Below are 14449 nucleotides of genomic sequence, written 5' to 3'. Positions count from 1 at the left end.
CACGCCTCGGGCTCGGGCCTCGGGCCTCGGGCCTCGCGCCTCGAGTGTGAAGTCCCGGCGTCGAGTGTGAGCTGAGGGCGGCGACACGCCGACATGCAACGCCGTGGCTTCACACGCAACGCCCTGGCTTCACACGCGAGGCCGCGGATTCGCCGTCGGCTCCTAGAGCTGCACCGGGTACACCGGCTCGCTGATCTGCGGCACGACGCTGCCCTCGACGAAGATCGCGTGCCAGAGCATGAAGATCAGCACTGTCCAGAGCCGGCGGCTGTGATCGCCGGCGCCGTTGCGGTGCTCGTCGAGCATCCGGCGCACGGCGGCCAGGTCGACGAGGTGACCGGCCTGCGACGAGTTCACCATCGCGTACGCCCACTCGAGCAGCTCACCGGCGCGCAGCCAGTGCCGGATCGGCACCGGGAAGCCCAGCTTGGGCCGGTGTAGCACGTGCGCGGGCACGATCGGCTCCAGCGCGCGCCGCAGCGCGTACTTCGTGGTGGTGCGGGTGATCTTCGCCTCGACGGGCAACCGGGAGGCGACGGCGAACACCTCGGGATCCAGGAACGGGACCCGTAGCTCCAGCGAGTTGGCCATGGTCATCTTGTCGGCCTTGACCAGGATGTCGCCGCGCAGCCAGGTGAACAGGTCGACGTGCTGCATGCGGGCCACCGGATCCCAGCCCGCCGATTCGGCATACACCGCGGCGGTGACGTCGGTGTGGGTCCACTCCTCGCGGAAGCCGGGCAGCACGTCGCGCAGCTGCGCGTCGGAGAAGCTGCGGGCGTTGCCGTAGTAGCGCTCCTCGAGTGTCAGGGAACCGCGGTGCAGCAGGCTCTTGCCCCGCATCCCCTCCGGCAACGGCTTGGACACCTTGCCCATGGACCGCCGCAGCGGCCGCGGCAGATAGTCGAAAGGCTTGAGCGACAACGGTTCTCGGTAAATGGTGTAACCGCCGAACAACTCGTCGGCGCCCTCGCCGGACAGCACCACCTTCACGTGCTTGCGGGCCTCGCGGGCGACGAAGAACAGCGGCACCAGCGCCGGGTCGGCCACCGGCTCGTCGAGGTACCAGACGATCTCGGGCAGGGCGGCGACGAACTCCTCGGGGCTGACCACCTTGGCGATGTGGCGCGCACCGATCGCCTCGGCCGAGGCCACCGCGACGTCGATCTCGGAGAATCCCTCGCGCTCGAAGCCGGTGGTGAATGTGATCAACCGGGGGTTGTGCCGGATGGCCAGCGCGGCGATGGCGGTGGAGTCGATTCCCCCGGACAGAAACGCGCCGACGGTGACGTCGGCCCGCATGTGCTTGGCCACCGAGTCCTCGAGCACCGCGGTGATCTCGTCGTAGCGGGCCTGTTCGGTGTCCCGGGTGATCGGCACCGCGGCGAACCGCGGCACGAAATACCGGGTGACCTCCGGTTGCAGGCGGTCGGGGCGGATGCGGGCGTAGCAGCCCGATTCCAGCCGCCGCACCCCGCGGTGCAGCGTCTCCGGCTCCGGCACGTACTGCAGGACGGTGTAGTGCTGCACGGCGCGCTCGTCGATTCCGGTGTCGAACCCGACGAGCTCGGCCAGATCCAGCAGGCACTTCTTTTCGCTGGCCACCGCGGTGCCGCCTGTCCCTGTCGCCATGAACAGCGGCTTGATGCCGAATGGGTCTCGGGCGCAAAGCAATTCGCGGGTCACGGTGTCCCACAGCGCGAACGCGAACATGCCGCGCAGCCGGGTCAAGACGTCGGTGCCCCAGTAGTGGTAGCCGGCGACGATGGGCTCGCCGTCTCCGTCGGTGGCGAAGGTGACGTCGTGCCGGGTGGCCAGTTCGTCGCGCAGCTCGAGGTAGTTGTAGATCTCGCCGTTGAACACCAGCACGTAGCGGTCGGGCGCCTCGGGCGGCCCCCAGCGCAGCGGCTGGTGCGAATGGGCGATGTCGATGATCGACAGCCGGTTGAAGCCGAACACGACCGAGCCGTCGGTGTCCGGGTCCACCCAGGTGCCCGGTTCGTCGGGCCCGCGATGGCGCATCGAATGCGACGCACGAGCGATGGCCCCGTCGGCGCGGGCGGCCGCGCCGGGTTCCAGGCCCTCGGGGGCGGCGACGAACGCCAGCAGACCACACACGGCGCCCCAGTATGCCGCACGTGGAGGACATGCGTGGATGTCGCACCCTGGCACGTCGTCCATGGCCTGACAAGCCGGTGGGCCGGGGTTTCGTCGCCCGGCTCAGGCGCGTGGTCTACGCTGCGTAGTATTCGATATCCGAGCAGGAGGCGCTAACGTGACCCCTCGCGAGCAGGACCGTTCGCAACGTTTGTCGCAGGGCAGGTTTCGGCGCCATTCCGCGGGCTCCGGAAGCCGGGCGAGGGGCGTTTCCCGTCGTCTTCGGCCGTTCGCGCTGGCCATGACGTTGGGTGTGCTGGCGCTGTTCCTGAGCGGGTGCAGCAGCTGGGCGGACGCGCTGGCATTGGGCTGGCCGCGCGGCATCACGCCGGAGGCCCACCTCAACCGGGAACTGTGGATCGGCGCGGTGATCGCCTCGCTGGTGGTCGGCGGCATCGTGTTCGGGCTCATCTTCTGGGCCTCGGCCTTCCACCGCAAGAAGGCGACCGACACCGAGCTGCCGCGGCAGTTCGGCTACAACATGCCGCTGGAGCTGGTGCTCACGGTGACACCGTTCCTCATCATCTCGGTGCTGTTCTACTTCACCGTCGTGGTGCAGGAGAAGATGCTGCACCTGGCCAAGGATCCCGAGGTGGTCATCGATGTCACCGCCTTCCAGTGGAACTGGAAGTTCGGCTATCAGCGCGTGGCCTTCAAGGACGGCACCCTGAACTACGACGGGACGGACCAGGCGCGCAAGAAGGCGATGCTGTCCAAGCCGGAGGGCAAGGACGCCCACGGTGAGGAGCGCGTCGGCGCCGTGCGCGGCTTCAACACCTCTGACCGGCAGTACCTGAACTTCGACAAGGTCGAGACGCTGGGCTCGAGCGAGGAAATCCCGGTGCTGGTGCTGCCGACCGGCAAGCGCATCGAGTTCGACCTGGCCTCCGCGGACGTGGTGCACACGTTCTGGGTGCCGGAGTTCCTGTTCAAGCGCGACGTGATCCCCAACGCCGACGCGAACAACTCGGTGCACGTCTTCCAGACCGAGGAGATCCAGCAGCCGGGCGCGTTCGTGGGCCACTGCGCGGAGTTCTGTGGCACGTATCACTCGATGATGAACTTCGAGGTTCGGGTGGTGGCGCCCAACGACTTCAAGGCCTACCTGCAGCAGCGGATGGACGGAAAGAGCAACGCCGAGGCGTTGCAGGCGATCGGGCAGCCGCCACTCGCGGTGACCACCCATCCGTTCGACACCAAGCGCGGTCAATTGGCCGGAAGCCAGTAGGTTAGGACACCAAATGCATATCGAAGCCAGGCTATTCGAGTTCATCGCCGGGTTTTTCATTGTGGTTGCCGTGCTCTACGGGGTGCTGACGGCGATCTTCGCCACCGGGGGCGTGGAGTGGGCGGGCACCACCGCGCTGGTGCTGACCGGCGGCCTGGCGTTGATCACGGCGACGTTCTTCCGGTTCGTCGCGCGGCGCCTGGACACCCGGCCCGAGGACTACGAGGGTGCCGAGATCAGCGACGGAGCAGGCGAATTGGGCTTCTTCAGCCCGCACAGCTGGTGGCCGATCCTGGTCGCGCTGTCGGGCTCGGTGACCGCGGTCGGCATCGCGCTGTGGCTGCCGTGGCTGATCGCCGCCGGGGTCATGTTCATCCTGACGTCGGTGGCCGGTTTGGTCTTCGAGTACTACATCGGTCCCGAGAAGCACTGATTCGCGGCATAAAGGTCACAATCAGATCACGTGATCGCCTGCGCCGTTCGCCACGACCGTTTTGCCCCTTTGGGGTTCGGTAGTGTTTTGCCCAGGCAAACGAGGAGTTTCCCAGCGCGCCCGCGTCGATGTGATCGCGGAGTCTTGGGCGCAGGTGAGGCAGTCGAACAGGGTAGGCAAAGGCAGAGATGAGCGGGTCGAGACCCCCGGAATGGGATCCTGACGCACCCGACCCTGCCGACCCGATCAGCCACGAACCAGAGCCCGGCGGCGAGCCGGCCGACGAGCTGGACCCAGGCGCGCACGATGACGTCGAGGGTGAGCCGGAACCCTTCGAGGACAGCGCCGAACTGCCCGCCGCGAACCAGACCGATGAGACCGACGCGTACTCGCGGGCCTACTCGGCTCCGGAATCCGAGCACTTCACCAGCGGGCCCTACCTGCCTGCCGATCTGCGGCTCTACGAATACGACGACTTCGACGAGGCCGCCGCCGGCGACGACGAGCGCAGCACCGCGCGCTGGCCGTGGGTGGTCGGGGTCGCCGCAATCGTCGCCGCGATCGCGCTCGTCGTCTCCGTATCGCTGTTGTTCGCCCGGACCGATACCACCAAGCTCGCCAACCCCGGAACCACCACCGCGCCGTCCACGCCGCCACTGCAGGACGAGATCACGACCACCAAGCCACCGCCCCCGCCACCGCCACCGCCACCGACGACCGAACCGCCGCCGCCCCCGACAGCAACGGAGACCCAGACTGTGACGGTGACGCCTTCTCCGGCACCGCCGCCCCCGCCCGCCCCCGCACCGGCGCCGCCGCCGGCGACGTCGTGGGCGGCGGGGGCGCGGCAGGTCACCTACTCCGTGACCGGCACCAAAGCCCCGGGCGACATCATTTCGGTGACCTACGTCGACGCGTCCGGCCGGCGCCGCACGCAGCACAACGTGTACATCCCCTGGTCGATGACCGTCACCCCGATCTCGCAGTCCGACGTGGGCTCGGTGGAGGCGTCCAGCCTGTTCCGGGTCAGCAGGCTCAATTGCTCGATCACCACCAGCGACGGAACCGTGCTCTCGTCGAACAGCAACGACTCGCCGCAGACGAGCTGCTGATGGTCAGCAGATATTCGGCTTATCGGCGTGGGCTGGGCGACGACACGATTGCGCCCGAGGTCGTCGACCGCATCCTGATCGGCGCCTGCGCCGCGATTTACCTGGTGCTGCTCGGTGTCAGCGTGGCGGCCGCCGTCGCCCTGGCGGATCTGGGCAGGGGCTTTCACAAGGCGGCCAGCAGCCCGCACACCACCTGGGTGTTGTATGCCGTCATCATCGTCTCGGCGCTGATCATCGCGGGCGCGATCCCGATCCTGCTGCGGGCCCGCCGGATGTCGCAGTCCGAACCCGCCGCTCAGGCGATGACCGCGCCGACGCGCGGGCCGTCACGACCTCCGATGCGGCTGGGGACCGCCACGCTGCACACGTCGGCGCCGGCGGCCTCCGGCGCCGAGTGGTCGGGCGAGGCGGCCGACCGAGTGTGGTTGCGCGGCACCGTGATACTGACCGGCACCATGGGCGCGGCACTGATCGCGGTCGCGACGGCGACCTACCTGATGGCGGTCGGTCACGACGGCGCGTCGTGGGTGGGCTACGGGTTCGCCGGCCTCATCACCGCGGCGATGCCGGTGGTCGAGTGGCTGCACATTCGCCAGCTGCGCAGCGTCGTCGCCGACCAATAGCCAGCCGCAGGGAACCGGGGGAGCGCGGGGTCGCCCCACATGCACTCTGCGTGACGATGCCGTCGGCACATAAACCACTGCGACGACACGCCCCGTGCGTCGTCGCAGTGGTTTATGTCTCGCGGTTACGCCCGGCTCCAGCGGGCCCCAGGCACGAAATAGCCCGGCTCCTTCGCCGGCCGCGTGGGGCCGATGAGGAGCCGGGCTATCCGGGCTATCCGCTAGTGCTCGCCGTTGGTGGAACCGTTCGTCGAACCGTTGAGGCCGTCCTGGTGTTCGCGCAGCGCGGTCAGGGCGCGTTGCTCGGAGCCGTGCGCCGCCTCCCGCAGGGCCGCGTCCTCGGACAGCGGGTCGGCGAACAGGAAGCTACCGCTACCCGGGGATCCGCCCGAGCCCAGCTTGTTCATCTTCTTGGGCAGGGGCGCACCCTGGTACGCCAGCGGCAGCGGGTGGCCGTGGTCGTCGACCGGGCCCAGCGGCTGGTGCAGCTCGATGTAGGCGCCGTGCGGCAGCCGCTTGATGATGCCGGTCTCGATGCCGTGCTCGAGCACCGCGCGGTCGCTGCGCTGCAGTCCGATGCACCACCGATAGGTGATGAAGTAGACCACCGGCGGGACGATCACCATGCCGATGCGCCCGATCCATGTCGTCGCGTTCAGCGAGATGTCGAACTTGAACGCGATGATGTCGTTCATCGCGCACAGCGTCAGCAACATGTAGAACGCGATCGCCATGGCCCCGATCGACGTGCGCACCGGCACGTCGCGCGGGCGCTGCAGCAGGTTGTGGTGCGCGTAGTCACCGCTGAACCGCTTCTCCAGGAACGGGTAGACGATCAGCAGACCGAAAACCCCGCCCATGATCAGCGCCACCCAGACCACCGCCGGGATGGTGTGGTGCCAGAAGTAGAACTCCCACGGCGGCCAGATACGGGCCAGGCCTTCGGTCCACATCATGTAGAAGTCGGGCTGCGAACCGGCAGAGACGTGAGATGGCTTGTAGGGGCCCAGGTTCCAGATCGGGTTGATCTGCAGCAGGCCGCCCAGCAGGCCCAGCACGCCGACGATCGCGGCGAAGAACGCGCCGGACTTGACCGCGAACACCGGCATCACTCGCACGCCGACCACGTTGTGCTCGGTGCGGCCGGGGCCGGGGAACTGGGTGTGCTTCTGGAACCACACCATGGCCAGGTGCAGCCCGATCAGCGCCAGGATGATCCCGGGCAGCAGCAGGATGTGCAGGGCGTACATCCGCGGGATGATGTAACCCGCTGTGGCGCACTCGCTTCCGACGCCACCGCAGGGGAAGTCACCGCCGAACAGGGCCCAGTGCAGCCAGGTCCCGATCACCGGCATGCCCAACGTGATCGAGGACAGCGCGGCGCGCAGCCCGATGCCGGACAACAGGTCGTCGGGCAGCGAGTAGCCGAAGTAGCCCTCGAACATGGCCAGGATCAGCAGCAGCGAGCCGATGACCCAGTTGGCCTCACGCGGGCGCCGGAAGGCGCCGGTGAAGAAGATGCGGGCCAGGTGCACCATGATCGACGCGGAGAAGATCAGCGCGGCCCAGTGGTGGACCTGGCGCACGAACAGTCCGCCGCGGACCTCGAAGGAAATATCGAGGGTCGACGCGAAGGCCTTCGACATGTCCACGCCGCGCAGCGGCTGATACGCGCCGTTGTAGGTGATCTCGCCCATGGACGGGTCGAAGAACAGGGTCAGGTAGACGCCGGTGAGCAGCAGCACGATGAAGCTGTACATCGCGATCTCGCCGAGCAGGAACGACCAGTGCGTGGGGAAGACCTTGTTGAGCTGTCTGCGCACGGCGGCCGACGGGTGATAACGCGTGTCGATGTCCTCACCCTGACGGGCCAGGACATCGCCGATCTTCGGGGGACTCAATTTCGGACTCATGTTGTCGTCCTCTCCCAGAATGCCGGTCCGACGGGCTCGACGAAGTCACCGTTGGCGACCAGATACCCGTTGGTGTCGATGGTGATCGGCAGTTGCGCCAACGCACGTGCGGCCGGCCCGAAAATCGGCTTGGCGAAGTGCAGCGCGTCGAACTGCGACTGGTGGCACGGGCACAAGATCCGGTAGGACTGCTCCTCGTACAGCGAGGCGGGGCAACCCAGGTGCGAGCACACCTTGGTGTAGGCGAAGAACTCACCGAAGTTGAAGCTCTCCTGGCCCTGCCGTTTGACCACGCGGCCCATGTCGGTGGGCCGAATCCGGATGAGCATCACCGGGTTTCGCACACCCTGGTTGATGGCCCGCAGCTTCTCCTGCGATTCGGGAGTGGTGCCGTCCCCGTCGGACTCCCGCCACGGGAAGACGGTTTCCATGCCGCCGGCGTCGAGGTCTTCGGGGCGCATCTTGACGAACGGCGACGTGGAGGCCGAACCGGTGGCACGCGCAAGGTAGATGGTCTCGCCGTGATAGCGCGGGGTCCAGCCGGAGGTCCACAGCACGGCCTTCTTGCCGTCGGCGGTCGGCACCACCGGCTTCCACGGGTTCTTGATCAGCCCGCCGGCAAACGCGACCAGGGTGGACAGGCCGAAGGCGCCCAGCCCCATCCCCAGCGACAGGCCGATCAGCTTGCGTCGACCGACCGTCGATCCCTGATACGCGTCGGCGAGGTTCGCGACCACCGTCTTGCGGTCGACGTCGCGCGAGGCGCCGTCGTGGCGGTCCTGGATCGAAATCTCTTCCGGGATAAAGCGTTTCTGATACAGGATGACGCCGACACCGATCGACAGGATCGCCATGCCGAAGGTCAGCCCGTACAGCGGAGTGGCCAGGTCGTAGAGGAAGCTGCCGGCTTCCTCCTTTGGCTTGTACTCCCACGGCCAGAACAAGAAGATCAGCAGTAGGGCCAGCCCGAAGAACCCGCCCAGCAAAAGCCAGAGGGCGACGCCACGCTCGGCGCGCTTTTCGGCTTTGGTGCCCTCGATCGGCCAGCGGGGTTCCTTGAAGACCGTTTCAACGCCGTCCAGCTTGCCGCCCAGGGCCACCAGTTCCTGCTGAGACATGGCGGCCAACGCCGCGTCGTCGGGCTCGCGCTCGCCGGTGCCGTGCGGGTTTCCGCCGGTGTCAGCGCCGCGAACGTCCGCCTCACTCATTTGCGCCGCTCCTCCTCATCGCTTCGCTCTGCATCGTCTCGGCGCGACTCATGCTCGTGCCCCAATCCACAGTGCCAGCCCGATGGCGGCGACCATCCCGATGATCCAGGCGGCCATGCCCTCGGGTGCGGGCCCGAATCCGCCGAGGCCGTAGCCGCCCGGCTGGCGCTCCTCGGTCACCGCCTTGATGTAGCCGATGATGTCCTTCTTGGCCTCGAACGACAGCTGACGGTCGGAGAACTTCGGCATGTTCTGCGGACCGGTCCGCATGGCGGCCAGGATCTGCTGCTCGTTGGCGGGCTCGAGGTCCGGCGCGTACTTACCCGATGACAGCGCCCCGCCCTTGCCGGTGAAGTTGTGGCACGAGGAGCAGTTCAGCCGGAACAGGTCGCCACCGCGTCCCAGGTCCGTGCCCCGCAACGAGCGCATCGCCAGGCTGCCGTCCGGGTTGCGCACCGTCGTCGGGCCGCCGCCGTTGGCCTGGACGTAGGCGCCCAGGGCGTCGACCTGCGCCTCGTCGAAGATCGGTTCCTTGCGCGGCGCCTGGGCCTCACCGGTCATCGCGGGCATCCGGCCGGTGGACACCTGGAAGTAGACGGCTTCCTCGCCGACGCCGATCAGGCTCGGGCCGCGGTCGGGCACGCCCTGCAGGTTGGCGCCGTGGCAGGACACGCACGACGTGTCGAACAGCTGCTTGCCGGTGCGCAGCAGCGCCGAGTTCGACTCGTCGGCGACGGCCACCTGCGGCCGCGGAGTCAGGATGGCGGCCAGGCCACCGGCGATGGTCAGCGCGATCAGCAGTAGCAGGCCACCGGACAGCCGGCGACGAAGCCGCCGCCGCGAACGGTCGCGCTGCCCCTGCGGCGGCTTGGCCGCACCGGATCGGGTCGATCCCAGTTTCTTCAACCGAGCACTCCTGTTCGTCCAGCGCCTGCTCATCGGATGAAATAGATCACGGCAAACAGCGCGATCCACACGATGTCGACGAAATGCCAGTAGTACGACACGACGATGCTGGCCGTAGCCTGCGCCGGCGTGAACTTGCTCATTGCGGTGCGGGCCAGCAGGAAGATGAAGGCGATCAGGCCGCCGGTGACGTGCAGGCCGTGGAACCCGGTCGCCAGGTAGAACACGCTGCCGTAGGCGCTGCCGGGGATGGTGGTGCCGTGCGTCACCAGGTGGAAGTACTCGTAGCCCTGGCCGCAAACGAAGAACAGGCCCATCAGGAAGGTGAGCACGTACCAGCGGCGCAGCCCGAACACGTCGCCGCGCTCGGCCGCGAACACCCCCATCTGGCAGGTGAACGAGGACGCGATCAGCACCAATGTCACCGGGACGGCCTGATACAGGTTCAGTTCGGTCGGCGGCGGCGGCCACTTTCCGCCCGATTGGGCGCGAGCGGTGAAGTACATCGCGAAAAGGCCAGCAAAGAACATCAGCTCGCTGGAAAGCCAGACGATGGTGCCGACGCTGACCATGTTGGGTCGGTTCAGCGAATGCACCCGCGACGTAATTGCAGTACCCGAAGTCCCGGCAGCGCTGGTCACATACGCAAGTATGACGCTTTGTAGTTGTTGATCTCCACCCGGGGCGGCATTTGAGGTCTGGCGCGTCCCGGTCGCGCGCGCGCCGGTCGACGGTTGGGGCCGGTGTGGTCCTCGTGGGACCATCGGCGCGTGGTTTCGACATCCCAGGCTTCGTCGTCGGGCGCTTCGCCGTCCGGCGCGCGCGCGCCGTCGTGGCCGCAGGTCCTGTCGCGTCTGACGGGCGGTCAGGACCTGACCCGCGGGCAGGCCGCCTGGGCGATGGACCAGATCATGGCCGGCGCCGCGACCCCGGCCCAGATCGCGGCCTTCGCGGTGGCGATGCAGGTGAAGGTTCCCACCTCGGCCGAAGTTATCGAGTTGGCCGACGTCATGCTCAACCACGCGCTGCCGATGCCCGCCGGCGCCATTCGCGACGACACGGTCGACATCGTCGGGACGGGTGGCGACGGCGTCAACACGGTGAACCTGTCCACCATGGCGGCGATCGTGGCCGCGGCCGCCGGCGTGCCGGTGGTCAAACACGGCAACCGGGCGGCATCGTCGCTGTCCGGCGGCGCCGACACGCTCGAGGCGCTCGGCATCCGGATCGACCTGGGGCCCGACGAGGTGGCACGCAGCCTCACCGAGGTGGGCATCGGGTTCTGCTTCGCGCCGCTGTTTCATCCGTCCTACCGGCACACCTCCGCGGTGCGCCGCGAAATCGGTGTGCCGACGGTGTTCAATCTGCTTGGGCCGCTTACCAATCCGGCCAGGCCCCGGGCGGGTTTGATCGGCTGCGCGTTCGCCGACCTCTCCGAGGTGATGGCGGGCGTGTTCGCCGCCCGCCGGTCCAGCGTGCTGGTGGTGCACGGTGACGACGGGCTCGACGAGTTGACGACCACGACGACGAGCACCATTTGGCGGGTGCAGGCCGGCACGGTGGACAGGCTGACGTTCGATCCGGCCGGATTCGGTTTTCCCCGAGCCGATCTCGACGACCTGCTCGGCGGTGACGCGCAGGCCAACGCGGCCGAGGTGCGCGCGGTGCTGGGCGGCCGCAAGGGTCCGGTGCGCGACGCCGTCGTCCTCAATGCCGCCGGCGCCATCGTTGCGCACGCCGGATTATCCAGCCGCGCCGAATGGTTGCCGGCGTGGGAGGACGGGCTGGGCCGCGCCTGCAAGGCCATCGATTCCGGTGCGGCCGAACAGCTGCTCGCGCGATGGGTGCGGTTCGGCCAGCAGCTCTGAGTCCCGCAGCGCCTGCGCCGACACCTGTTCGGCGGCCAGCCGCGCCGAGCGGGCCGTCGCGGCCCACGCCGACCAGGGGCCGGCCGACCGCAGCGGGGAGGCCCAGCCGTCCTCGGCGACCCGAACGATGCGCACCCCGGGCGCGGTCAACCACCGCGTGATGAGCGCGGTTTCCTCGACGAGCGCGCCGCCCAGGGGGGCCGGTCGGGGCAGAATTGCTTGTGCCCCAGCGACAATCGCGTCGACGACCGGCATCGGGGGCACGCCGCGCCTGGCGCTGCCCGCCGCGGCGAGCTGGCCGTGACGGATGACGGCCAGGTGATAGCCGCCCTGGCCGTCGGGCGCGGCGGCGATCAACTCGGGCAGCGCGGCCAGGGCGCGCAACCGCTGGCCGCGCCACAGCGTCTCGACCGCCGTGACGATGCGGTCGCGCAGCCGCGCGGCGCTCTCGAAGTGATGCCGCTGCGCGAGCGCGTCGACCTGGTCCACCGCCGATCTGAGCGCGCCGTTGTCCGCGCCGTCGATCAACGCCGCGACCCGCGCGACGGCGCCGGCGTACTGGGTGGCGGTCACCCCGCGTGCGGCCGGGCACGGTGACACCTCCGCCTCGGGGCAGGACGGCCCGTGCAACGCCGAGCGCCCCAGCCGGTTGGTGCAGGTGCGCAGGCCGGTGAACCGGGCCAGCAGGGCGGCCGTGTCGGCGGCGTCGGCGCGGGCCCGAAACGGGCCGACGGCGCGCTCGTGCCGCGGCGCCCGCACCACCGTCAGGCGGGGAAATGCCTCCTCGCTCAGCGCCACCCACCACCACCGGTGCGGAAACCTCGACCGGCGGTTGTAGGGCGGGGCGTGCGCGGCCAGCAGCCGCAGCTCGCGCACGCCGGCCTCCAGCGCATGCGCGCACTCGACGTGGTCGACCGCGCCGGCCAGCGCCACCATCTCCTTCATCCGGCCGCGGGGGTCGGCGCCGGTGAAGTACTGGCTGACCCGTCGTCGCAGGTCGACGGCGGTGCCGACGTAGAGCACTTCGCCCGAGGGCCCGCGGAAGAGGTACACGCCGGGCCGGCGCGGCAGGCCCTCGGCGAGCACTTGCTTGCGGCGCTGGGTGGGCGTCACGTCGGGCAGGTAGGCGCGCAGGTCGGCGTAGGTGTGCACGCCCTGATTGCCGATCCGTTCGATCAGGGCGTGCAGCACGTCGACGGTGGCGCGGGCGTCGTCGAGGGCGCGGTGGGTGGGCTGGGTGGCGACGGCGAACAGCCGGGCCAGCGAGGCCAGCCGCACGCTGGGCGCTTCCTCGCGGCTGAGCACCCGGCGGGCCAGCCGGACCGTGCACAGCACCTGCGGGCGCGGCCAGGCGATGTCGCACTGCTGCGCGGCGGCCCGCAGGAAGCCGACGTCGAACCCGGCGTTGTGGGCGACCAGCACGGTCCCGTGATCCAGGCCGGCGAACTCCAAGAACATGGGCAGCACGGCGTCGATGGCCGGCGCGTCGCAGACCATCGCGGTGGTGATGCCGGTCAGCTGCACGACCTGGGGCGGGATGCTGCGCCGCGGATCCACCAGCGTGGCGAACTCGCCGAGCACCACGCCGCCGCGGACCTTGACCGCGCCGATCTCGGTGATGGCGTCGGGAACGGTTCCGTCGGCGCCCTTGGTGCGCCCGCCGGTGGTCTCGAGGTCCACCACCACGAACGTGGTCTCGCGCAGGGAGAGCTCGTCGGGCGTGAACGGTGACCCCACGTCGGCGAAGCTCAGCTGCGTCGCACCCCGGGAAGCCACGGCGGTGACGTTAAGCCCGGCGACCGACAGCCACGCCGCTGCCACGCCGCAACGCGGGGAGGGATACCTGTCGGTGGCCGCGGTTACCGTTCGGGCAGTCCGGCGTGATGTTCGCCCACCAATGTGCCGGAGCCGACGCGAGAGGACCACCCGATGGCACCGAGAACCGAACCCACCGACCTCGGCACGACGCCGCCCGATCCGGGGACGCCGGTGGTGATCGACTGCGACGAATGCGCGGTGCGCGGCCCCGGCTGCCGCGACTGTGTCGTCAGCGTGATACTCGGGGTTCCGGATACTTTATTGCAGGACGAGCGCGCTGCTTTGGAGGTTCTCGCCGAGGCGGGCCTGGCGCCGCGCCTTCGCCTCGTCCCGATTCGTCGGGACCGTGGCTCTGGTGTAGCCTAATTGCCTTGTCCCACAAAGGTCCTCGGGCACGCGAAACGGTTCACATAGAAATGACAGGATTCTTTCTAATTTCTTAACCGCTTGCTTTGGACAAACGCCGATATCGTTTCGTAACCTGTTTGAGACCTAAACCAGCTCGACGCCTTTTTCGTCGATGGCCGTTTAAGGAAGCAAATCTTGAGGCTTGCATCTAGGTACCCGGTTGCGCGTGTCCTGACACGTTCGGCCATAGGGACGCTAGCTGGCTTCGCGATCTTGTCCGGTGTCGTGACGGCCCCCGTGTGGGCAGACCCGGCCGAAGACGCCACGGCAAAACTCAACCAACTGTCGCGCCAGGCCGAGCAGACCACCGAGGCCATGCACAGCGCCCAGCTGGACCTGAACGACAAGCTGGCCGCCCAGCGCGCGGCGGACAAGAAGCACACCGACGACCAGGCCGCGGTCGATGCGGCCAAGGCGCATCTGGCGTCCTACCAGGACTCGGTCAACAAGCTGGCCGCCGCGACCTACATGGGTGGTCACGTCGACGGCATGGAAGCCATCCTGACCGCGGGCTCGCCGCAGGGCCTGATCGACAAGCTGGCGGTGCAGCGCGTGATGGCCACGCAGATGGCCGACCAGATGAAGAGCTTCCAGATCGCCGGGCAGCAGGCCGCCAAGGCCGAGCGCGAATCCGCCAAGTCGGCCGCCGACGCCAAGAGCGCCGCCGAGCAGGCCGCCGCGGTCCGCGCGAGCCTGCAGTCCAAGCAGAGCCAGCTGCAGGTGCAGATCGCGGTGGTCAAGTCGCAATACCTTTCTTTGACCGCCGATCAGCGCA

Annotated in this window: 11 protein-coding genes and 2 pseudogenes; 7 read left to right on the top strand and 6 right to left on the bottom strand. The window is 68.6% G+C overall.

From position 1 onward, the window contains the following. Positions 1-162: 162 nt before the first annotated feature. Positions 163-2118: an asparagine synthase (glutamine-hydrolyzing) gene (gene asnB, locus DQP57_RS20375; protein ID WP_165821859.1), complete on the bottom strand. Its 1956-nt coding sequence runs from the start codon at positions 2116-2118 to the stop codon at positions 163-165. Positions 2119-2275: 157 nt separating this feature from the next. On the opposite strand from asnB, the gene ctaC reads away from it, so the two are divergent. The 4 genes from ctaC (at position 2276) to DQP57_RS20355 (ending at position 5553) form a co-directional block, all read left to right on the top strand. Continuing rightward, positions 2276-3385: an aa3-type cytochrome oxidase subunit II gene (ctaC, locus tag DQP57_RS20370; RefSeq protein WP_112634515.1), complete on the top strand. Its 1110-nt coding sequence runs from the start codon at positions 2276-2278 to the stop codon at positions 3383-3385. A 13-nt stretch (positions 3386-3398) separates the two neighbouring features. Next, positions 3399-3818: a cytochrome c oxidase subunit 4 gene (locus DQP57_RS20365; protein WP_112634514.1), complete on the top strand. Its 420-nt coding sequence runs from the start codon at positions 3399-3401 to the stop codon at positions 3816-3818. A 188-nt stretch (positions 3819-4006) separates the two neighbouring features. Beyond that, positions 4007-4930, top strand: a complete 924-nt coding sequence (locus DQP57_RS20360; protein WP_112634513.1) for an MmpS family transport accessory protein — start codon at positions 4007-4009, stop codon at positions 4928-4930. After that, the gene (locus tag DQP57_RS20355; RefSeq protein WP_112634512.1) at positions 4930-5553 is read left to right on the top strand and encodes a DUF2561 family protein; all 624 of its coding nucleotides are present in this window, start codon (positions 4930-4932) and stop codon (positions 5551-5553) included. Before DQP57_RS20360 ends, DQP57_RS20355 begins: the two co-directional genes overlap by 1 nt. A gap of 221 nt (positions 5554-5774) precedes the next feature. Here the strand turns inward: DQP57_RS20355 and qcrB are convergent, their stop codons facing one another. Genes qcrB through ctaE form a run of 4 tightly spaced genes read right to left on the bottom strand, consistent with a single transcriptional unit; the run spans position 5775 to position 10221 of the window. Then, the gene (gene qcrB, locus DQP57_RS20350) at positions 5775-7466 is read right to left on the bottom strand and encodes a cytochrome bc1 complex cytochrome b subunit (RefSeq protein WP_112634511.1); all 1692 of its coding nucleotides are present in this window, start codon (positions 7464-7466) and stop codon (positions 5775-5777) included. Continuing rightward, positions 7463-8674 carry a cytochrome bc1 complex Rieske iron-sulfur subunit gene (gene qcrA / locus DQP57_RS20345; protein ID WP_112634510.1) on the bottom strand — a complete coding sequence of 404 codons (1212 nt, stop codon included), beginning with the start codon at positions 8672-8674 and terminating at the stop codon, positions 7463-7465. Before qcrA ends, qcrB begins: the two co-directional genes overlap by 4 nt. A 48-nt stretch (positions 8675-8722) precedes the next feature. Further along, positions 8723-9580 (bottom strand): cytochrome bc1 complex diheme cytochrome c subunit, encoded by an 858-nt coding sequence (qcrC, locus tag DQP57_RS20340; RefSeq protein ID WP_112634509.1) that lies wholly within the window; start codon positions 9578-9580, stop codon positions 8723-8725. A gap of 29 nt (positions 9581-9609) precedes the next feature. Next, the gene (gene ctaE, locus DQP57_RS20335) at positions 9610-10221 is read right to left on the bottom strand and encodes an aa3-type cytochrome oxidase subunit III (protein ID WP_112634508.1); all 612 of its coding nucleotides are present in this window, start codon (positions 10219-10221) and stop codon (positions 9610-9612) included. Positions 10222-10350: 129 nt separating this feature from the next. On the opposite strand from ctaE, the gene trpD reads away from it, so the two are divergent. Further along, a complete protein-coding gene (gene trpD / locus DQP57_RS27275) occupies positions 10351-11448 on the top strand; it encodes an anthranilate phosphoribosyltransferase (RefSeq protein WP_133259276.1) in 1098 nt (365 codons plus the stop codon). Here trpD and DQP57_RS20325 read toward each other — a convergent pair. Then, positions 11386-13224, bottom strand: a pseudogene (locus DQP57_RS20325) (DEDD exonuclease domain-containing protein); the annotation flags it as partial. The gene trpD and the pseudogene DQP57_RS20325 overlap by 63 nt on opposite strands. Before the next feature lie 153 nt (positions 13225-13377). On the opposite strand from DQP57_RS20325, the gene DQP57_RS20320 reads away from it, so the two are divergent. Both DQP57_RS20320 and DQP57_RS20315 read left to right on the top strand, forming a co-directional pair. Further along, positions 13378-13632, top strand: coding sequence for a hypothetical protein (locus DQP57_RS20320; protein WP_112634528.1), 255 nt, complete (start codon positions 13378-13380; stop codon positions 13630-13632). Between the two features lie 177 nt (positions 13633-13809). Then, positions 13810-14449 (top strand): annotated as a pseudogene (locus tag DQP57_RS20315) (peptidoglycan hydrolase RipC); the annotation flags it as partial.

Origin of the sequence: Mycobacterium colombiense, assembly GCF_003284935.1 — a bacterium.
Classification (GTDB): Bacteria; Actinomycetota; Actinomycetes; order Mycobacteriales; family Mycobacteriaceae; genus Mycobacterium; species Mycobacterium arosiense_A.
This window is presented reverse-complemented; position numbering and strand designations above follow the sequence as displayed.